Annotated in this window: 18 protein-coding genes; 12 read left to right on the top strand and 6 right to left on the bottom strand. The window is 58.8% G+C overall.

Translation table 11 applies throughout. From position 1 onward, the window contains the following. The first annotated feature begins 330 nt into the window (after positions 1-330). From E4O97_RS13945 to E4O97_RS13915, 7 genes are all read left to right on the top strand, one after another. Entirely contained in the window at positions 331-645 is a 315-nt protein-coding gene (locus E4O97_RS13945) for a YqjD family protein (protein ID WP_005786475.1), read from the top strand. 2 nt (positions 646-647) lie between these two features. Next, positions 648-1,052: a phage holin family protein gene (locus E4O97_RS13940; RefSeq protein WP_005786473.1), complete on the top strand. Its 405-nt coding sequence runs from the start codon at positions 648-650 to the stop codon at positions 1,050-1,052. Continuing rightward, the gene (locus E4O97_RS13935; RefSeq protein ID WP_032877120.1) at positions 1,049-1,387 is read left to right on the top strand and encodes a hypothetical protein; all 339 of its coding nucleotides are present in this window, start codon (positions 1,049-1,051) and stop codon (positions 1,385-1,387) included. Before E4O97_RS13940 ends, E4O97_RS13935 begins: the two co-directional genes overlap by 4 nt. 163 nt (positions 1,388-1,550) lie before the next feature. Then, entirely contained in the window at positions 1,551-2,882 is a 1,332-nt protein-coding gene (locus E4O97_RS13930) for a deoxyguanosinetriphosphate triphosphohydrolase (protein ID WP_005786469.1), read from the top strand. Between the two features lie 169 nt (positions 2,883-3,051). Then, positions 3,052-3,432: a response regulator gene (locus E4O97_RS13925; RefSeq protein WP_248161651.1), complete on the top strand. Its 381-nt coding sequence runs from the start codon at positions 3,052-3,054 to the stop codon at positions 3,430-3,432. A gap of 269 nt (positions 3,433-3,701) precedes the next feature. Beyond that, on the top strand, positions 3,702-4,328 hold the full coding sequence (locus tag E4O97_RS13920) for a response regulator transcription factor (RefSeq protein WP_005786466.1): 627 nt from the start codon (positions 3,702-3,704) through the stop codon (positions 4,326-4,328). A gap of 8 nt (positions 4,329-4,336) precedes the next feature. After that, positions 4,337-7,972, top strand: coding sequence for a transporter substrate-binding domain-containing protein (locus tag E4O97_RS13915; RefSeq protein WP_078820706.1), 3,636 nt, complete (start codon positions 4,337-4,339; stop codon positions 7,970-7,972). A gap of 67 nt (positions 7,973-8,039) precedes the next feature. Here the strand turns inward: E4O97_RS13915 and E4O97_RS13910 are convergent, their stop codons facing one another. Continuing rightward, positions 8,040-8,522 carry a GAF domain-containing protein gene (locus E4O97_RS13910; protein ID WP_032877122.1) on the bottom strand — a complete coding sequence of 161 codons (483 nt, stop codon included), beginning with the start codon at positions 8,520-8,522 and terminating at the stop codon, positions 8,040-8,042. Further along, a complete protein-coding gene (locus E4O97_RS13905) occupies positions 8,519-9,409 on the bottom strand; it encodes an ATP-binding protein (RefSeq protein WP_032877123.1) in 891 nt (296 codons plus the stop codon). The genes E4O97_RS13910 and E4O97_RS13905 overlap by 4 nt, the downstream gene beginning before the upstream one ends. A 164-nt stretch (positions 9,410-9,573) precedes the next feature. Between E4O97_RS13905 and E4O97_RS13900 the strand changes: the two genes are divergently transcribed. Further along, entirely contained in the window at positions 9,574-11,883 is a 2,310-nt protein-coding gene (locus E4O97_RS13900) for a response regulator (protein ID WP_248161650.1), read from the top strand. 22 nt (positions 11,884-11,905) lie between these two features. Here the strand turns inward: E4O97_RS13900 and E4O97_RS13895 are convergent, their stop codons facing one another. Both E4O97_RS13895 and msrB read right to left on the bottom strand, forming a co-directional pair. Continuing rightward, the gene (locus E4O97_RS13895; protein WP_005786456.1) at positions 11,906-12,391 is read right to left on the bottom strand and encodes a glutathione peroxidase; all 486 of its coding nucleotides are present in this window, start codon (positions 12,389-12,391) and stop codon (positions 11,906-11,908) included. Between the two features lie 74 nt (positions 12,392-12,465). Continuing rightward, a complete protein-coding gene (msrB, locus tag E4O97_RS13890) occupies positions 12,466-12,864 on the bottom strand; it encodes a peptide-methionine (R)-S-oxide reductase MsrB (RefSeq protein WP_005786454.1) in 399 nt (132 codons plus the stop codon). Positions 12,865-13,066: 202 nt separating this feature from the next. On the opposite strand from msrB, the gene E4O97_RS13885 reads away from it, so the two are divergent. Beyond that, entirely contained in the window at positions 13,067-14,278 is a 1,212-nt protein-coding gene (locus E4O97_RS13885) for a pyridoxal phosphate-dependent aminotransferase (protein ID WP_003189906.1), read from the top strand. 304 nt (positions 14,279-14,582) lie between these two features. After that, positions 14,583-15,470, top strand: a complete 888-nt coding sequence (gene htpX, locus E4O97_RS13880; protein ID WP_005786451.1) for a protease HtpX — start codon at positions 14,583-14,585, stop codon at positions 15,468-15,470. Between the two features lie 57 nt (positions 15,471-15,527). Here htpX and E4O97_RS13875 read toward each other — a convergent pair whose 3' ends face one another. Further along, on the bottom strand, positions 15,528-16,184 hold the full coding sequence (locus tag E4O97_RS13875; RefSeq protein WP_248133337.1) for a thiopurine S-methyltransferase: 657 nt from the start codon (positions 16,182-16,184) through the stop codon (positions 15,528-15,530). 104 nt (positions 16,185-16,288) lie between these two features. Between E4O97_RS13875 and E4O97_RS13870 the strand changes: the two genes are divergently transcribed. Beyond that, complete coding sequence (locus E4O97_RS13870) at positions 16,289-17,056, top strand: class III extradiol ring-cleavage dioxygenase (protein WP_248133336.1); 768 nt, start codon at positions 16,289-16,291, stop codon at positions 17,054-17,056. Positions 17,057-17,145: 89 nt separating this feature from the next. On the opposite strand, the gene E4O97_RS13865 is transcribed toward E4O97_RS13870, so the two are convergent. Beyond that, positions 17,146-18,819 carry a DEAD/DEAH box helicase gene (locus tag E4O97_RS13865; RefSeq protein ID WP_005786445.1) on the bottom strand — a complete coding sequence of 558 codons (1,674 nt, stop codon included), beginning with the start codon at positions 18,817-18,819 and terminating at the stop codon, positions 17,146-17,148. A 422-nt stretch (positions 18,820-19,241) separates the two neighbouring features. On the opposite strand from E4O97_RS13865, the gene E4O97_RS13860 reads away from it, so the two are divergent. Further along, positions 19,242-20,033 carry a crotonase/enoyl-CoA hydratase family protein gene (locus E4O97_RS13860; RefSeq protein WP_005786443.1) on the top strand — a complete coding sequence of 264 codons (792 nt, stop codon included), beginning with the start codon at positions 19,242-19,244 and terminating at the stop codon, positions 20,031-20,033. Positions 20,034-20,035 lie beyond the last annotated feature (2 nt).

Raw genomic sequence — 20,035 nt, 5'->3', positions numbered from 1 at the left:
TGCATCAAGGCAAAAAGCACCAAATCGGTTCAAGCTGAGGGTTGGCGCACTAAATGGGTACCACCGGCTTCGTCCCTCTTGGGAGGGCACGAACCGCTTTAGCGCAGCGATCAACACAACTGACCGTTGCCGACAGGGTTTTTCCGCGGGTTTTAGTTATTTAGGGTAAGGTTTTTCAAGGCTTGCGCCCCGACCGCCCATATTCGGCGCGGGCCTCTGAGCCTGCGCACCAATGCAAAGCAAAAGCTGTACCACACAATTGCAGTGAACCTTCAGCGAACGCCGCGACTCGAAACCACACGTACAGATCAGCCACACACGGAGACAACCATGGCCGGTAAAACAGCAAAGACTGCTCAAGAGATACTGATGGCGGATTTTCAAACCCTGGTCAGTGATACCGAAAGGTTGCTGGACGACACCGCAGTGCTGGCCGGCGATCAGGCCGACGAACTGCGCACCAAGATCCACGAGAGCCTGCTCAAGGCCCGCGAGACCTTGCAACTGACCGAAGACTCCCTGCGCGAGCGCGGTCAGGCGGCCATCACCGCCACCGAAGACTACGTGCAAGCCAACCCATGGCAGTCAGTCGGCATCGCTGCCGGCGTGGGCTTTTTGATCGGTCTGCTGGCTACAAGGCGCTAATCATGTCTATCGGCGAATCCAGCTCATCAACGAGCGCACATTCTTCGGCAAGCGGTTCCACCTCCCGACGCCTGGGCGCCGCTGTGCTGGGCTTGCTGCACAGCCATGTCGAGTTGTTTGGCATCGAATTGCAGGAGCAAAAGGCCCGCACTGTCAGCCTGTTGTTGTTTGCCGGTCTGGCGTTGGTGTTCGCCCTGCTGTTGCTGGTAGGGTTGTCGACGCTGGTGATGATCCTGGTGTGGGATACCGGCTACCGCCTGACGGGGATCATCTGCCTTTGCGTGTTCTATAGCCTGGCCGCGGCCTTCTGCGGTGTGCGCCTGAAAGCCGCGGTGTTCGATGAATCCACGCCCTTCCACGCCACGCTCGAAGAGCTGGCCAACGACCGGGAGCGCCTGCTGCCATGAGCATGACCGAGATCCCGAAAAATACCTCCCGCCGGGAAATGCGCAAGACGCTGATCCGCCTGCGCATGGAAATGCACCGCCAGGAAATCCGTCATGAGTCCCAGCAACTGATGGCCCCTCTGCAGAAAATGCGCAACATGCGCCACAACTGGCAGGACAGCCTGGGCATCAAGCACGCGCCACTGTGGGGCGTGGCGGCGGTGACGCTGATGGGCTTTTTCACCGGCAAGGGCGCCAAGGGCGGCAGTATCAGCAGCGTGACACGTCTGGTGCGGCTGGGTGCAGGGTTGATCCCATTGATCAAATTGGCCATGCAAGGCTCGCGCAAAAGTTAAACCTTTGCCGGCGTTTAGCGTGCCGATACCAGTGGCCCGGCCCTCGTCAACGGGTGCCGGGCCTTTTTTCGCCCGCACCGCCGACCTGTAGATTTTTGCTTGCTCCGCCACGCCGGAAACGGGAAGCTGGCGGATGTCATTCACCGAACGGAGAGTAGTTGCCTTGGATTGGCCCACCCTGCTGAACCGCGAACGCCTGGGAAAACCTCTGCACAGCCCTGAAGAACTGGGCCGCAGCCCCTTTCACAAAGACCACGACCGCATTATTTTCTCCGGCGCGTTCCGGCGCCTGGGCCGCAAGACCCAGGTGCATCCGGTATCGAGCAACGACCATATCCACACGCGCCTGACCCATTCGCTGGAAGTCAGTTGCGTCGGCCGCTCCCTGGGTATGCGCGTGGGTGAAACGTTGCGCGGCGCCCTGCCCGACTGGTGCGACCCGAGCGACCTGGGCATGGTGGTGCAATCGGCTTGCCTTGCCCACGATATCGGTAACCCGCCGTTCGGACACTCCGGCGAGGATGCCATTCGCCACTGGTTCCAACAGGCCGCCGGGCGCGGCTGGTTGGACGACATGAGCAGCGCCGAACGCAATGACTTTCTCAACTTCGAAGGCAATGCCCAGGGCTTTCGGGTACTGACCCAACTTGAATACCATCAGTTCGACGGCGGCACGCGGCTGACCTACGCCACCTTGGGGACGTACCTCAAGTACCCCTGGACCGCCCGCCACGCCGACTCGCTGGGCTACAAGAAGCACAAGTTCGGCTGTTACCAGAGCGAGCTGCCGATTCTGGAGCAAATCGCCCATAAGCTCGGCCTGCCCCAGCTTGAAGAGCAACGCTGGGCCCGTCACCCGCTCGTATACCTGATGGAAGCGGCCGACGACATCTGCTATGCGCTGATCGACCTGGAAGACGGCCTGGAAATGGAGCTGCTGCAGTACGCCGAAGTCGAGTCGCTGTTGCTTGATCTGGTGGGCGATGACTTGCCGCAGACGTACCGCCAATTGGGCCCGCTTGACTCTCGGCGCCGCAAGCTGGCGATCTTGCGCGGCAAAGCGATTGAGCACCTGACCAATGCAGCGGCGCAGGCCTTTGTCGAACAGCAGGACGCCCTTCTCGCCGGCACGCTGCCGGGCGATCTGGTCGAGCATATGCACGGGCCGGCGAAGCGCTGTGTGCTGGATGCCAAGGACATGGCGCGCAAGAAGATCTTCCAGGACAAGCGCAAGACACTGCACGAAATCGGCGCCTACACCACCCTGGAAATCCTGCTGAACGCCTTCTGCGGCGCGGCCCTTGAACAACATGGCGGGCGCACGCCGTCATTCAAGAATCGGCGCATTCTGGACTTGCTCGGCAATAGCGCGCCGGATCCGGCCTGGCCGCTGCACGCCTCATTCCTGCGGATGATCGACTTCATCGCCGGTATGACCGACAGCTACGCCACTGAAATGGCACGGGAGATGACCGGGCGCTCCAGCCCTCAATAACGATCCGATCAAGCCGCCCGTTCCCTGAAACGAATCGCCCTACGATGGGAACAGAGCGGCCTGATCGAATTCGTACAGGCACCCGAAGAATAATCACGCACGCTCCTAACGGGCCAGCCGCGCAATTCCTACCGCCCCCATCGACGCTTGCATCACTGTGTGCACTTTTATGCCCAGACACTCTCTTCGTATTCTTTTGGTGGAGGATCACCCTTTTCAACTTCTGGCCACCCAGTGCCTGCTCAAAAGCTTCGGCTTCGAGCAACTGACACCTGTGGAAAATGCCGAGCAGGCCATACACACGATGAGTCGGTCCGAACACCCCTTCGACCTGATGCTGTGTGACCAATGCCTGCCTGACCTGCCGGGGCTTGAACTGATCGAAATCGCCAACCGCCAGCGCTTCATCACTGGCGCCATTCTGTTAAGCGGCTTACCCACACTGGAATTGATCAACCTGAGCAGGCAAGCCTTGCAACGACGTCTTCCACTGCTTGGCTATTTGTCCAAGCCCTTGAACAAAGATGAGCTGGAAAGGCTAATAGGTTAATTTTTAACTCTCTCATGTAGGAACTTAAACATCATTTTCAATGAAAAACACTATAAGGCCCGTCGTAAAATCCAAAGCCCCGTTTATTGGCGCAACCACCTTCAAATTGTTGATATACCCTGTAACGCCCCCCTAACAACTTGTAGGCTTTTGCCTTATTAAACGTAGGAACTTTCCTGTTTTGCATTTACTCCCTGTGAGCTTCATGCTGAGCCCTCATCTTCTGAGCTAATGTGCCCGCTTTATTTGCACCAGCATGGAATGTGATTATGAACTCAGTTTTTATTATCGATGACCACCCGGTAATCCGGCTTGCCATTCGAATGTTACTGGAGCATGAGGGTTACAAGGTCGTCGGCGAAACAGACAATGGGTGCGATGCGATACAGATGGTCCGCGAATGCCTTCCAGACCTGGTGATTCTCGACATCAGCATCCCGAAACTCGACGGCCTTGAGGTGCTCTGCCGATTCAACGCCATGAACACCTCGATGAAAACCCTCGTGCTCACGGCGCAATGCCCTACGCTGTTTGCAACGCGATGCATGCGCTCGGGTGCCGAGGGCTATGTGTGCAAGGAAGGGGACTTGAGCGAGTTGCTGAGCGCCATCCGTGCGGTCCTGTCCGGTTACAACTACTTCCCCAGCCAGGCGTTGAACGGCCCCGGAACGGAAGGCCTGGATGTACAAGAACTGGAACTGTTCAAGACAGTCAATGACCGGGAGCTGATGGTCTTGCAACTTTTTGCACAAGGCCGCACTAACAAGGAAATAGCCAAAGGCATGTTTTTGAGCAACAAGACTGTCAGTACTTATAAAAAGAGGTTAATGCAAAAACTCAAAGCCAAATCCTTGGTAGAACTCATCGAGATGGCAAAACGAAACGCGCTAGTGTGAGAAAGCGGATGCCCAGGCGTATAAAGGACTATCTGATTATATTGAGTGCCGGTCTGTACTTCAGCACTGCCGTGCTCGCAGAGCACCAAACAAACCCGGAACGCTTCACCTTATTGAGTCGTGCGGGAGCCGTTCAACTCGGCACTCATTTTGACAAGGCTCAGCACCAGTGGCTACAGAACAAACGCGAACTGGTGCTGGGCACCTCCGCGCCCGATTACCCGCCATTCGACCTGACGTCCAGCGGCTATGATTATGAAGGGCTGACCGCCGATTACGCGGGGTTGTTGGCCAAAGCACTCTCCTTGCCGGTCAATGTAATGCGCTACCCGTCCCGGGATGCTGCCATTCGAGCCTTGGAAACCGGGGAAATCGACTTGTTGGGCTCATCCAACGGTTTTGAGGCTGCGACACCGAACCTTATCCTCTCTGAACCCTACGCCGTGGACCAACCGGTACTGGTCACCCGCGAGGGAGAAACCCGTAGCCTCAACGAGGGCCTGGACGGGCTGCGCTTGAGCCTTGTCTACCATTACCTGCCGCTCAATGAGGTAGAAAAGCTGTACCCCAAGGCCATCATCCGCGCCTATCCGTCTTATCAGAACGCCTTGAATGCGGTGGCCTTCGACCAGGCGGATGTGTTTCTGGGTGACACCATTTCCACCCACTACATGATCAACAAGGGTTATCTCAAAAACATCCGCATGGCCAATTTCGGCAAGCATGAGGCTTATGGTTTCAGCTTCGCCATGCGTGAAGATAACCGCGTGCTGCTGAGCATTGTCGACGCGGTCCTGGCTGCGGTCCCCATCACCGAACGAGACAGCATCGCCAAACGCTGGAGCGCCGGCAGCGATATCCTGCTCACCGACAAGAAATTGCAACTGACCCAACGCGAAGAGCGCTGGCTTAAAGAGCATCCGGTGGTCAAGGTGATCGTCAATGAAACCTTCGCGCCTCTCACGTTCTTCGATGCGGACGGCAACTTTCGCGGCATTACCGCCGATCTCCTGGAGCTGATTCGCCTGCGCACCGGCCTACGCTTTTCGATTGTACGCGGGCGTGATGTCAACGCGATGATCGATCAGGTCACCAGCCAGAAGGTCGATATGATCGGGGCCATTGTGCCGAGCAACACAAGGGACTCGCAGCTCAATTTCAGCCGACCCTACCTGGAAAACTCCTACGTATTGTTGACACGCAAGGAGCCAGGGCCACCCGCGAACATCGCACAAATGGCAGGAAAGCGCCTGGCGATAACCCAGGGCAACCCCTTGATCGAGACCTTGACCAACGATTTCCCCCAGGTTCACCTGGTCGAAACCAGTGATACTTTCAGGGCATCGGAGTTACTCGCACAGGGCCAAGTGGATGGCGCAGTGAGCACACTGGTGATCGCCAACTACCTGCTGTCTTCCAAGGCTTTTCAGGACAAGCTGCAGATCAGCGCCAGCATTGGCACTACGCCGGCAACTTATACCCTGGCGACATCGCGCCACGCCACGGAACTGAGCTCAATCCTCGACAAGGCGCTGCTCAGCATCGCCCCGGATGAAATGGGCGTGATCAACAGTCGTTGGCGGGGTTACACCGCCGCGTCCGACAGCTACTGGCGCAACTACCATCAATTGATATCTCGAATCATCATCGGTACCGGGCTGTTGCTACTGATTTCCCTGACCTGGAACGCCTACATGCGGCGCCAGATAAAACACCGCAAAATGGCCGAACGGGCCCTGAACGACCAATTCGAATTCATGCGTGCGCTGGTCAATGAAACCCCCCATCCGATCTACGTGCGTGACCGCAACGGCCTGCTGCAAACCTGCAACGACAGCTACCTGCAGGTATTCGACGTCAAACGCGAAGACGTGATCGGCAAAAGCGTCACCCAGATGAGCATGGCCCTGGAGTCGGAGGCGGCGCAATACCATGCCGACTATCTGCGCGTAGTGGCCGAGGGCATTCCGCTGATCCTGGATCGCACATTGCATATCCACGAGCGCAAACTGACGATCTATCACTGGATCCTGCCGTACCGCGACTCCACAGGCGAAGTCCAGGGCATCATCGGCGGCTGGATCGACATCAGCGACCGACGCGAGTTGTTTGATGAGCTACGCGCCGCCAAAGAGCGGGCCGATGAGGCCAATCGCGCCAAGAGCACGTTCCTTGCCACCATGAGCCACGAGATCCGTACGCCCATGAACGCCGTGATCGGAATGCTCGAACTGACGCTCAAGCGCGCCGATCAAGGGCATCTCGACCGCCCGGCCATCGAAGTGGCGTACAACTCGGCCAAGGATCTGCTGGAGTTGATCGGTGACATCCTGGACATCGCGCGTATCGAGTCCGGCCGTCTCAGCCTGGCGCCGGAGCGCGTCAACCTGCGCGAGGTGATTGAGTCGGTGGTGCGTGTCTTCGACGGTCTGGCACGCCAGAAAACCCTCAGCCTGCTGCTGGAATTCAAGCCCGACCTGAACGATATCGAAGTGCTGATAGACCCTCTGCGCTTCAAGCAAGTACTGTCGAACCTGGTGAGCAACGCGATCAAGTTCACCGAGCAAGGCCAGGTGAAGATCAAAGTGGAAGTACAGCCGACCCAGGCACCGGAGCAGATCGAGCTGAAGCTGGTGGTGGAAGACACCGGCATCGGCATCAGCAGGGAGGATCAACTGCGTCTGTTCGAACCCTTTGCCCAAGCGGACAATTCCGGTCAACTGGCCAGGAGCGGCGCGGGGCTGGGGCTGGTGATCTGCCGCAGCCTGTGCGCCATGATGGGCGGCCAGTTGAGCCTGAGCAGCGTGCCCATGGTAGGTACCCAGGTGCACGTCAACCTGAGCGTACCCCGCCTGCAAACGATCACGGTGGTGGGTGAGCAACAGCCTGAAGCACCGGCCGCCACTCGGGTGCTGAATGTACTGGTGGTAGACGACCACCCGGCGAACCGCCTGCTGATGTGCCAGCAACTGGGCTACCTGGGTCATCAATTCACTGCCGCCGAGCACGGTGCTGCAGGGTTCCAGGCCTGGCGCAAGGAGCATTTCGACCTGGTGATCGCCGATTGCAACATGCCCATCATGAATGGCTATGAGCTGAGCCGTTCAATCCGTGAATATGAGCAACGCGAGCAATTGGTACCTTGTGTGGTGCTGGGCTTTACTGCCAACGCCCAGCCAGAGGAAAGACAACGTTGCGTGCAGGCCGGCATGGATGACTGCCTGTTCAAGCCCATCAGCCTGACCGTACTGGAACGGCAACTGGCGCAAATCGCTCCCAAACCTGCGAACCAGCGCCTGAACCTCGAGTGCCTGCAAGCGTTGACCGGCGGCGACCCGCAATTGAGTCGACGCCTGCTGGAGGAGCTGCTGAGCAGCAGCCGTGACGACCGTCAGGCGCTTGTCACGCTGTTGAATCGGCAGGCCCACCCCCCCGAGATCATTGAACAAGCCCACAAAATCAAGGGCGCTGCCCGTATCGTTCAGGCCCATTCATTGGCTGGGCAATGCGAAGCGCTGGAGCAAACCTGCGCTCGCAATGAAGAGTGGGCAACCATTGAAACCGGCATCAAGGCGCTGGAGCATCTCATGCTGGAACTGGAGAGGATGCTGCAGATTCAACTGGCCGAGCTGCAAGGCCAATAAACGCCCGGGCCCGCAACGGCAGGAGCGAGTCACTCGCTCCTGCACTCCTCTGCCGTGGCTCCCAGGTTCAGCAGTCGGTCAGCCGCAGGAAAATCGCCGCCAGCCGTTCAATCCCTGCCTGGTCCTGAGGTGTAAAACGGGCCAGCGAGGGACTGTCGAGGTCAAGCACGCCAATCAGCTGACCGTCTTTGACCAATGGCACCACCAACTCACTGTTCGAGGCGCTGTCACAGGCGATATGGCCTGGGAACGCATGCACATCCTCTACTCGCTGGGTTTGTCGTGAAGCCGCAGCAGCGCCACATACGCCACGGCCGAACGGGATACGTACGCAGGCTATCTGACCCTGGAACGGCCCAAGCACCAGTTCTTCATTGCGATTAAGGTAAAAGCCTGCCCAGTTCAGGTCATCGAGCTGGTTGAACAGAAACGCAGAAAACTGTGCACTGTTGGCAATAAAGTCACGCTCATCCGCCAGCAATGACTCCAGTTGTGCACACAGCATGGCGTAGCCATCAAGACCGCTGCCGGCCTGTTGCAAATCGATCATGGTTGACGTTCCAGCAATTTAAGACCTACCCAGTAACGGGCAAACTGATAGGCACAACGGCCATTGCGGTTACCGCGCCCTGTGGCCCAGCGCACCGCGAGTACATCAAGCTGCTCATCGCGCTGCCACTGCAAGCCGGCCTTGCCGGCCAACTCGCCGATCCAGTGTTCCACCACATCCAGGAAATGCTCCTGGGAAAACGGATAGAACGACAGCCACAAGCCAAAACGGTCCGACAAGGCAATCTTGTCCTCTACCGCCTCGCTCGGGTGCAACTCGCCATCCACACGTTTCCAGTTGTCGTTGTCGCTCTGGTTCTCCGGCACCAGATGACGGCGGTTGGACGTGGCATACAGCAGCACGTTTTCCGGCGCCTGCTCCAGGGAGCCGTCCAGCACGCTTTTGAGCACGCGATAATCGCCTTCGCCGGCTTCGAACGAGAGGTCATCGCAAAACAAAATGAAGCGCTGCGGCAGTTTTATCAACTGTTCGACCACGCGCGGCAGGTCGGCCAGGTGGTCGCGTTCGATTTCGATCAAGCGCAGACCCGCCGTGGCGTGCTGAGCCAGCAAGGCGCGCACCATGGAAGACTTGCCGGTGCCGCGAGAACCCCACAGCAGCGCATGGTTGGCGGGCAGGCCATCGAGGAACTGCTGGGTATTACGCGCCAGTTGTTCACGTTGCTTGTCGACGCCAATCAGGTCCGACAAGCGCATATCCAGGCTCACTTCCAGCGGCAACAGGAAGCCACTGCGACCTTCACGCTGCCAACGAGCGGCCAGGCATTGGCGCCAGTCGATGGCTTGGCGCGGGGCCGGCAATAAGGGTTCCAGGCGAGCAAGTACGGCGTCGGCCCGCTCAAGGAAGGCATTCAATCGAGAATCCATGATTATTCCTCTGGCAAGTTCTTGTAAAAGATGGCGTATTGGCAACCCTGCGGCAGACCGCATGAGGCTGCGTCAAAAAACGATTCGTGCCCGGCAAGCAGAAGCTTGGGGATGTTCAGCTATGCTTGCCGGGCGAAAGGAAACGTGAAGTGGTTCAACACTCGATGGATATCAAGTTCGCCCACCGCTTGTCTTATAAACAAGCCAGATTGACTGTGCTGGTCGGTTTCGTGTTGGGAACCTTGCTCAGTCTGATCCAAATCGGCATTGATTATGCCAGTGAAGACGCATCCATCAACCGTGAAATACGCTCACTGATTGAAATCAGCCATAACCCCGCGTCGCGTATCGCCTACAACATCGATGCCGAACTCGCCCAGGAGCTGACCCTGGGCCTGCTGCACTCCCCTGCCATCACCCGTGCGCAGCTGATCGACAACAATGGCGCGGTGCTGGCCGACGTCAACCGCCCGCGCAAAGAAAGCAACTATCGTCCGGTCAGCGATTTTCTGTTTGGCGCCAATCGTCAGTTCGAGGACCGACTGTTTCTCAACCATATGCCCAACGAATCCCTCGGCGTATTGCGCCTCGACGTTGATACCTATGCCTTTGGCAGCCGTTTCCTGCATCGCGCCGAGATCACCCTGCTCAACGGATTTACCCGCAGCCTGCTGCTGACCGGGATCTTGCTGGGCTTATTCTACGTAATGCTCACGCAACCGCTGGTACGTATTATCCGAGAGTTGAGTACCCGCAAACAGGCACGCCTGGATTGCCCGCCGGGGCATGAGCACGACGAAATCGGCGTATTGGTCGACGTCGCCAACCAGCAATTTGAAAACATGGAAACCGAGATCCATCAGCGGCGTCACGCCGAGGACCGCCTCACCGAATACCTGGGCCAATTGGAAAATATCGTTTCGGCGCGCACCCTTGAACTCAAGGCCAGCAACCAACGCTTGAGCCAATCCAATGATGAACTGGAAGCAGCCAGGATGACCGCGCTGGGGATGGCACAGGCACGGGCCGCGTTCCTGGCCAATATGAGCCATGAAATCCGTACGCCGCTCAATGGCCTGCTGGGGATGATTGCACTGTCGCTCGACAGCCCACTGAATGCCGAGCAGCGCCAGCAACTGTCGATCGCCCATGACTCGGGCAAAGTGCTGGTCGAATTGCTCAACGATATTCTCGATCTGTCCAAGTTCGATGCCGGCCAACTGGAACTGGAACATATCCCCTTCGACCTGGGCTCACTGGTGGAAGACACTGCCAACCTGCTGTCGCAGAATGCGGCGCCGAGTGTCGAGCTGACGTGCCTGATTGATCCACAGTTTCCCGCCCAGGTCATCGGCGACCCGACCAGGGTGCGGCAAATCGTCAGTAATCTGCTTTCCAATGCCTTGAAGTTCACGCGCTTCGGCCGGGTCAATGTGCGCCTGCGTGCCCTGGAAGGCAGGGTCAATATTGAAGTCTGTGATACCGGCATCGGTATCGCCCAGGAAGCCCAGGTGAAAATCTTCCAACCCTTCACCCAGGCCGGTGCGGGCATCACCCGTCAATTTGGCGGTACGGGTTTGGGACTGGCCTTGACGCACAATCTGTGTGAAGCCATGCAAGGCCGCTTGAGTATCAGCTCGGAGGTGGGCTTTGGCAGCCAGTTCTGCGCCGACCTCCCGCTACCCACCCATTTACCTGCCACGCGCTATACACCGCTCACAGGTGATGTAATCGCCATCACCCATGCCGGTGGCGGGTTGACAGAGCTGCTCACCACCCTGCTGCCCTCTTGGGGGCTGACACCAAGGTGCTATTCCCAAGACGATGATTTGAGCGCACTGGCCCCTGACCTGTTGATTACCGACTGCCCTGAATGCTTGTTCCGCTTGCGCCCGGCAATCAGCGCGCCGATTCTGCTGGTCACCGCCTATGGCAACTTCATGCCCAGTGAAGAAGTCGCGGCGCTGGCACCGCTGCAGCAACAAGCACGCCCATTGAGCCGTAACGCGCTGTACCAGATCCTGCAACGCAACCTGCGCAGCAGCACGCAACCGATCCTCGACCCGATCCAGATGGAAGCCGCGCCGCTGGCTCACCGCGCGCGCATCTTGTTGGTGGAGGACAACGCGGTCAATCAACTGGTGGCCAAGGGGATGCTCAGCAAGCTGGGGTGTGAGGTGATTGTGGCTGCCCATGGTGGGGAAGCGCTCAAGCTGCTTGAGGACCAGCGCTTCGATATGGTGCTGATGGACTGCAACATGCCGGTGATGGATGGCTACGAGGCCAGCCGGCAAATTCGCCGTAGCGGGCGCTGGCCAGACCTGCCCATTGTCGCCTTGACCGCCAATGCCCTGTCCGAAGAGCGCGAGCGTTGCCGGGCGGCGGGCATGAACGATTACCTGGCCAAGCCGTTTCGCCGCGAAGAGCTCCATGCGCTGCTGGAGTTGTGGGTACCGACGACGACAAGCCTCTGAGGCTGCGCCCGCACTATCGTGGTCATTTGAGCAAGGCTTCGATCTCCTGGCTCAGGTCCTGTGGCTTGGTCGTTGGCGCAAATCGCTTGACCTGCTTGCCGTCGGGGCCGATGAGGAACTTGGTGAAGTTCCACTTGATATTCTTGGAGCCCAGCAGCCCCGGGGCCTGCTTTTTCAACTGTACGAACAATGGGTGGGCATCGCTGCCATTGACGTCGACCTTCTTGAACAGCGGAAAACTGACACCGAAGTTCAGCTCGCAGAACTCGGCTATCGCGCCTTCGTTACCCGGTTCCTGCTTGCCGAACTGGTTGCAGGGAAACCCCAGCACCACCAGCCCCTGGTCCTTGTAGCGCTGCCAAAGTTGCTCCAGGCCCTTGTACTGGGGGGTGAAGCCACATTTGCTGGCGGTGTTGACCACCAAAATGGCCTTGCCGGCGAAATCGGCCAGGGTCTTTTGCTCACCCTTGATGGTGGTGCAAGGGATGCTCAGCAGGGAGTCGCTCATGGCAATGCCTCAATTCAGGGGAAGAAGTGATACGCGTACGCTTGACCGACTGGCATTCGGGCCTGTTTATCGCTTCAAGCCGAGCGCGGCACCAGGTCCAGGCACACCGAGTTGATGCAGTAGCGCAGGCCCGTCGGCGGCGGCCCGTCCGGGAACACATGCCCCAGGTGTGCGTCGCACTTGGCGCAGGTGACTTCGGTACGAATCATGCCGTGGCTGACGTCACGAATTTCGATCATCGCGCTGTCGGCAATCGGCGCGTAGAAGCTCGGCCAGCCGCAGCCGGAATCAAACTTGGTGGTCGAATCGAACAGCGGCTCATTACAGCAGATGCAGTGATACACGCCGTCAGTCCTGGTGCCGTTGTACTTGCCGCTGAAAGGCCGCTCGGTGCCCTTGAGGCGGCACACGTTGTACTGCTCAGGGTCGAGCATGGCCTTCCACTCATCAACGGTTTTCTGCAACTTTTCCATCGGTACACCTCGGCAACTGAAAAACCCTGATCTGTGTCTTTTCCATGGATCAGGCGGCACGTATGATTGCGCCTCTTCAAAACGCCAGTCTGGCACCCGCGCCATCGGCATTCAAACGTATTTATGGGGGCGAACCGCGCAGGATTCACCCTACGGTAGTGCCTACGCCGTCTGAATCGTTCATTTTCAGGATCACATCGCCATGCAGGTCAGCAAATCGAACAAGCTCGCCAACGTCTGCTACGACATTCGCGGCCCAGTGCTCAAGCACGCCAAGCGCCTGGAAGAGGAAGGCCATCGCATCCTCAAGTTGAACATTGGCAACCCGGCGCCGTTTGGTTTCGAAGCGCCGGACGAAATCCTCCAGGACGTGATCCGCAACCTGCCGACCGCCCAAGGCTACAGCGACTCCAAGGGCCTGTTCAGTGCACGCAAGGCGGTAATGCAGTACTACCAGCAGAAGCAGGTCGAAGGTGTCGGCATCGAGGACATCTACCTGGGCAACGGCGTGTCCGAGCTGATCGTGATGTCGATGCAGGCGCTGCTCAACAATGGCGATGAAGTGCTGGTGCCGGCACCGGACTATCCGCTCTGGACCGCTGCCGTGACCCTGGCTGGCGGCCATCCGGTGCATTACCTGTGTGATGAAGGCGCCGACTGGTTTCCGGACCTGGCCGACATCAAGGCCAAGATCACCCCCAACACCAAGGCGCTGGTGATCATCAATCCGAACAACCCTACCGGCGCCGTGTACTCCAAGGAAGTGCTGCTGGGCATGCTTGAACTGGCACGCCAGCACAACCTGGTAGTGTTCTCCGACGAGATCTACGACAAGATCCTCTACGATGACGCCGTTCACATATGCACCGCCTCCCTGGCTCCGGACCTGCTATGCCTGACCTTCAACGGCCTGTCCAAGTCGTATCGCGTGGCGGGCTTCCGCTCCGGATGGATCGCCATTTCCGGCCCCAAGCATAATGCCCAGAGCTACATCGAAGGCATCGACATGCTGGCCAACATGCGCCTGTGTGCCAACGTGCCGAGCCAGCACGCCATCCAGACCGCCCTCGGCGGCTACCAGAGCATCAATGACCTGATCTTGCCCCAGGGTCGCCTGCTGGAGCAGCGCAACCGCACCTGGGAGTTGCTCAACGCGATCCCCGGTGTGAGCTGTGTGAAGCCTATGGGCGCGTTGTATGCGTTCCCGCGGATCGACCCGAAAGTCTGCCCGATTCTCAACGACGAGAAGTTCGTGCTCGACCTGCTACTGTCGGAAAAGCTGCTGGTGGTCCAGGGCACTGCGTTCAACTGGCCATGGCCGGATCACTTCCGCGTGGTGACTTTGCCACGTGTGGATGACCTGGAAATGGCCATCGGTCGCATCGGCAACTTCCTGAAGTCCTATCGCCAGTAAGGAAATTGACGCTGTACGACTCACATTGGGTCGTACAGCGATTATCTGGCAACACTTCTTTCTCGCTTACGCGCGGTGGTAGTTCACTCAGCCCCTGCCTGAGGCGTGCCCCCTATAATCACGGGGCGGCAAGGCAAACTCACGCCGGTCATGGCCGACAATACAGGTCGGAAAATCCCTTCAGGGCCTTACGTTCATGCTGTAGGACACAGTTTGAAATAGTCGCTCGGTTGAATCACCCCATGCGGCACCTTATATACCCCGCAGTACGCGACATATTAAGCATGAGGAGAACCCTACAACCATGATGCGCATCCTGCTGTTCTTGGCCACTAACCTGGCGGTCGTGCTGATTGCCAGCATCACCCTGAGCCTGTTCGGCTTCAACGGGTTCATGGCGGCCAACGGGGTTGACCTGAACCTCAATCAGCTGTTGGTTTTCTGTGCGGTCTTTGGTTTTGCCGGCTCGCTGTTTTCGCTGTTCATCTCCAAGTGGATGGCGAAGATGAGTACCAGCACCCAGGTCATCACTCAACCTCGCACTCGCCATGAACAATGGCTGATGCAAACCGTGGAGCAGCTATCTCAAGAAGCAGGCATCAAAATGCCCGAAGTGGGGATTTTCCCTGCCTATGAGGCCAACGCCTTCGCCACCGGCTGGAACAAGAACGACGCGCTGGTGGCCGTAAGCCAGGGCTTGCTGGAGCGTTTTTCGCCCGATGAAGTCAAGGCGGTGCTGGCCCACGAGATCGGTCACGTGGCCAACGGCGACATGGTCACCCTCGCGCTGGTACAGGGCGTAGTGAACACCTTCGTGATGTTCTTTGCGCGGATCATCGGCAACTTTGTCGACAAGGTCATCTTCAAGAACGAAGAAGGTCGCGGCATTGCCTACTTCGTGGCGACCATCTTCGCCGAGTTGGTGCTGGGCTTCCTGGCCAGCGCGATCACCATGTGGTTCTCGCGCAAACGCGAGTTCCGCGCAGATGAAGCCGGCGCACGCCTGGCGGGCACCAGCGCAATGATCGGCGCGCTGCAACGCTTGCGCTCCGAACAGGGCCTGCCGGTGCATATGCCGGACAGCCTGACGGCCTTTGGCATCAACGGTGGCATCAAACAGGGCATGGCTCGCCTGTTCATGAGCCACCCGCCGCTGGAAGAGCGGATCGACGCACTGCGTCGTCGGGGCTGATAACCCAGGCAAGACAAAAAAGGGGCGATTGAATCGCCCCTTTTTCGTGGACGTGATTTACCGCCTGGTCAGCCGATAAACACGCTCATCAAGCCGAGTAACGCCGTCCGCCTTGAATTTGCTGCTTTCACTCAAAATGTCCCGCTCTTGCAGCGTGACCACATTCCAGTGCGGGCCCAGCAACGACTGCACTTCCTCATCCGGGACGGCGAAAGGCGGGCCAGCCCTTTGTGCCTGGTCGTAGTCGACAGTGATCAACAACCCCTCACAGACGGGGGTCAGCAGGGTATCGAGATGCTCGGTGTATCGCGAGCGCATTGGCTGCGGCAAGGCGATCAGTGCCGCACGGTCATACAGCGCCGTGCAATCAGCCACGGCACTTGCGTCAAGGGCGAAGAAGTCACCGCACCACACTTCGATCAGGCCCGCCTGATACACCTTGAACACGCCTCTCTGATCGATCTGCGGCGTAAGCCCCTGCTCGCTGAAGAACGCCTCAACGGCTTGTTCAGACACCTCCACACCCATCACGCGATGCCCGCGATCCGCCAACCACTTCATGTCCAGGCTCTTGCCACACAAAGGCACGAAAACCCTGGCACCATCAGCCAGGGCCAACGCTGACCAATGCCGCTGCAAGTAAGGATTAACGTCGGACTGATGAAAACCGATCTGATTGGTTGCCCAGCGTTCCTGCCAAATTTTTGCGTCCATGCATCACCCTGAAAAAATCGATTAAAAGACACTAAATCTTATATTAGATCTCGATCAATAATCTGAATGAAGATAGCGCCATATTATTCTTCAGGACCCCTCTTATGCTCCCCAGCCTGTTTATCTCCCATGGCTCCCCGATGCTGGCCCTGCAACCCGGTGCCAGCGGCCCGGCGCTGCAGGCCCTGGCAGCCGCGTTGCCACGGCCCAAGGCGATTGTGGTGGTATCGGCGCATTGGGAAAGCCACGAGTTACTGGTGAGTGGCAGCGCCGCGCCCGAAACCTGGCACGACTTCGGCGGCTTCCCTCGCGAACTGTTTGCGGTGCAATACCCTGCGCCGGGTGATCCACAGCTGGCAAATGAAATTGTCGAGTTATTGCAGGCTGACGGCCTGACTGCACGCGTCGACAACCAACGGCCCTTCGACCATGGCACCTGGGTGCCCCTGTCGCTGATGTACCCGGCGGCGGATATTCCGGTGGTGCAAGTCTCCCTGCCAAGCCGCATGGGCCCGGCTTTTCAAACCCGGGTTGGATACGCCCTCTGCCGCCTTCGCGATCAAGGTGTGCTACTGATCGGCTCCGGCAGCATCACCCATAATCTCGGTGAGCTGGACTGGCGCGCCGGGCCGGAAACCATCACGCCATGGGCGCTAGCCTTTCGCGACTGGGTGGTCGAAAAACTCGCTGCCGGTGACGAAACAGCCTTGCATGACTATCGCCTCCTGGCGCCCCATGCAGTGCGCAGCCACCCCAGCGACGAGCATTTGTTGCCGCTGTACTTTGCGCGGGGTGCCGGCGGTGATTTCAGCGTGGCGCATCAGGGCTTCACCCTCGGCGCCTTGGGCATGGACATCTACCGCTTTGGCTAACGCAGATGCACAGCCTGAAATCCCAGGCAAAAAAAATCCCCGAACCAGTCGGGGATTTTTTATGTGCGATCAATCAGCCCAGAGGCGGATCAATCTTCGCGGTAGCGACGCAGTTTGAGCTGCTTACCGGCAACGCGAGTGTCTTTGAGCTTGGCCAGCAGTTTTTCCAGGCCATCCTCCGGCAGCTCCACCAGGGAGAAGCTGTCACGTACCTGGATGCGACCGATGGCTTCACGCGCCAGGCCACCCTCGTTGAGGATAGCGCCCAGCAGGTTCTTGGCAGCGATACCGTCACGCGCACCCAGCGCGGTACGGCAACGAGCACGACCTTCAGCCAATGGAACCGGAGCACGACGCTCACGATCGCCACGTTCTGGACGGTCGCCGGAACGCTCTGGACGATCACCGCGCGGGGCGTTGTTCGGTACCAGTGGGCGCTCTTTCTCGATGGCAGCCAGGGTCAGGGCTTGACCATTGGTCGCTTTGCGCAGCAGGGCTGCAGCCAGGGCACGCGGGGTGCAACCGATATCGGCGGTCAGGCGGTCCAGCAGGTCGCCGTGGGTCGATTCAGCGTCAGCCACCAATGGCGCCAGGCTGTTGGTCAATTTCTTGATGCGAGCATCAAGAACGGCCTGGGCATCCGGCAGGCGTACTTCGGCAACTTTCTGACCGGTGACACGCTCGATCACTTGCAGCATGCGGCGCTCGCGCGGAGTCACCAGCAGCAGTGCACGACCTTCGCGACCCGCACGGCCGGTACGGCCGATACGGTGAACGTAGGACTCTGGATCGTACGGCATGTCAACGTTGAACACGTGGGTGATACGTGGAACGTCGAGGCCACGGGCAGCAACGTCGGTCGCCACAACGATGTCCAGACGGCCATCCTTGAGGGAGTCGATCACGCGCTCACGTTGGTTCTGGGCGATGTCACCGTTCAGCGCAGCGGCTTTGTAGCCTTTGGCTTCCAGGGCACTGGCCAGGTCCAGGGTCGCTTGCTTGGTGCGCACGAACATGATCAGGGCGTCGAAGTCTTCGACTTCCAGCAGGCTCAATACAGCCGAGGTCTTCTGGTCAGCGTGAACCAACAGGTGAGCCTGTTCGATCGCGGTAACGGTCTGGGTCTTGGTCTGGATCTTCACGTGTTGCGGATCGCGCAGGTGGCGTTCGGCAATGGCACGGATCGACTGCGGCAGGGTAGCCGAGAACAATACGGTCTGACGGGTCGGTGGCAGTGCCTTGAAGATGACTTCCAGGTCATCCATAAAGCCCAGCTTCAACATTTCGTCAGCTTCGTCCAGAACCAGGTGGTTCACGGTCGACAGGACTTTCTCGTCACGACGCAGGTGGTCGCACAGACGGCCCGGGGTGGCGACAACGATCTGTGCGCCGTTACGGATAGCCTTGAGTTGTGGGCCCATCGGCGCGCCGCCGTAAACGGCCACAACGGTTACGCCTGGCATTTGCTTGGCGTAGGTTTCAAAAGCGGTTGCTACTTGCAGCGCCAACTCTCGGGTTGGCGCCAGGATCAGGGCTTGCGGCTCGCGCTTGGCAGGATCGATGCAATGCAAAATAGGCAGGGCGAACGCGGCGGTTTTACCGGTACCGGTTTGCGCCTGGCCAATCATGTCCTGGCCGGCCATGATGATCGGGATCGATTGCTGCTGAATAGCCGAAGGTTCTTCGTAGCCAGTCGCGATGACAGCGGCGAGAATGTTCGGGTTAAGATTAAAAGCGGCGAAGCCGCCGGTTTCCTGGGTCATGGGTCTGCCTCTAAGTGCATCCGCAAAGACCCATGCTCCAAAGCTGCGCATGCCGTGTTGAGACTCAAGAGTCGCCCTGGCTGCTTTGTCGGCGGGGATTTGCGAAAACGAATGAATGAAAAAGATTCGTCAAGGGAGAGTCCGCTGTGCGGACGTGCAGCCGAAGCTGACTTCGGGGAATTGCGCTACCTAAACGCGGCCCGGTTAAAGGCCGGCGCGCACTATACCGGAAATAGCTGAAAAAGGGAGCTTTTTTTATCGCAGCGCACTGATAAACCGCGCTGCGTCGCGGGCTTTGCAGATCTGTGCGCCAGGGTCTATTTTTCAAAGGCCCGGCCCTGCTGGTCATCAAGCTTAAACGGTTCACCCACCCACTCAGGCCCTTCGGTCTGAAACCCTACCCGCGCCCGAGGGCACACCCGATGAAACAAGCCAGCAGTAGCCGCGTCAGCCGTGCACTTGAGGGCCATGTTCTGTTGCTGGGCCTGGACCGCGTGGCCAAACGCAATGCCTTCGATCTGGATTTACTCAATGAGCTGAGCCTGGCCTATGGCGAATTTGATCGAAACGATGACGCCCGGGTGGCCGTGGTATTTGCCCACGGCGATCACTTCACGGCGGGGCTGGACTTGGCCAATGTCAGCGGCGTGATGGCGGGCGGCTGGCAACCGCCGCTGGGCGGGTGCGATCCCTGGGGCGTATTCGCAGGGCCCAGGGTCAGCAAACCGGTGATCGTCGCGGCCCAGGGCTACTGCCTGACCATTGGTATCGAGTTGATGCTGGCGGCGGATATCAACCTCTGCGCCAGCAATACACGCTTTGCACAGATGGAAGTGCAACGTGGGATCTTTCCGTTTGGCGGCGCGACAATGCGCTTGCACCAGATCGCGGGCTGGGGCAATGCGATGCGCTGGCTGCTTACCGGAGACGAGTTCGACGCCCATGAAGCCCTGCGCCTGGGCCTGGTACAGGAAGTAATGGCCAGTGAAGACCTGTTGCCCCGCGCCATCGAACTGGCCAACCGCATTGCTCGTCAGGCGCCGCTTGGCGTGCAGGCGACGTTGATGTCGGCGCGTCTGGCGCGTATGGAAGGCGAAGCTGTCGCAGCCGCCGCCCTGCCACCCATGGTGGATAAATTGCTCAACAGCGAGGATGCCAAGGAAGGTGTGCGGGCGATGATCGAGAAGCGACCGGGGGTGTTCAAGGGGATTTGAGT

The sequence above is a fragment of the Pseudomonas sp. W15Feb34 genome (assembly GCF_023127765.1).
GTDB lineage: Bacteria > Pseudomonadota > Gammaproteobacteria > Pseudomonadales > Pseudomonadaceae > Aquipseudomonas > Aquipseudomonas synxantha_A.
This window is presented reverse-complemented; position numbering and strand designations above follow the sequence as displayed.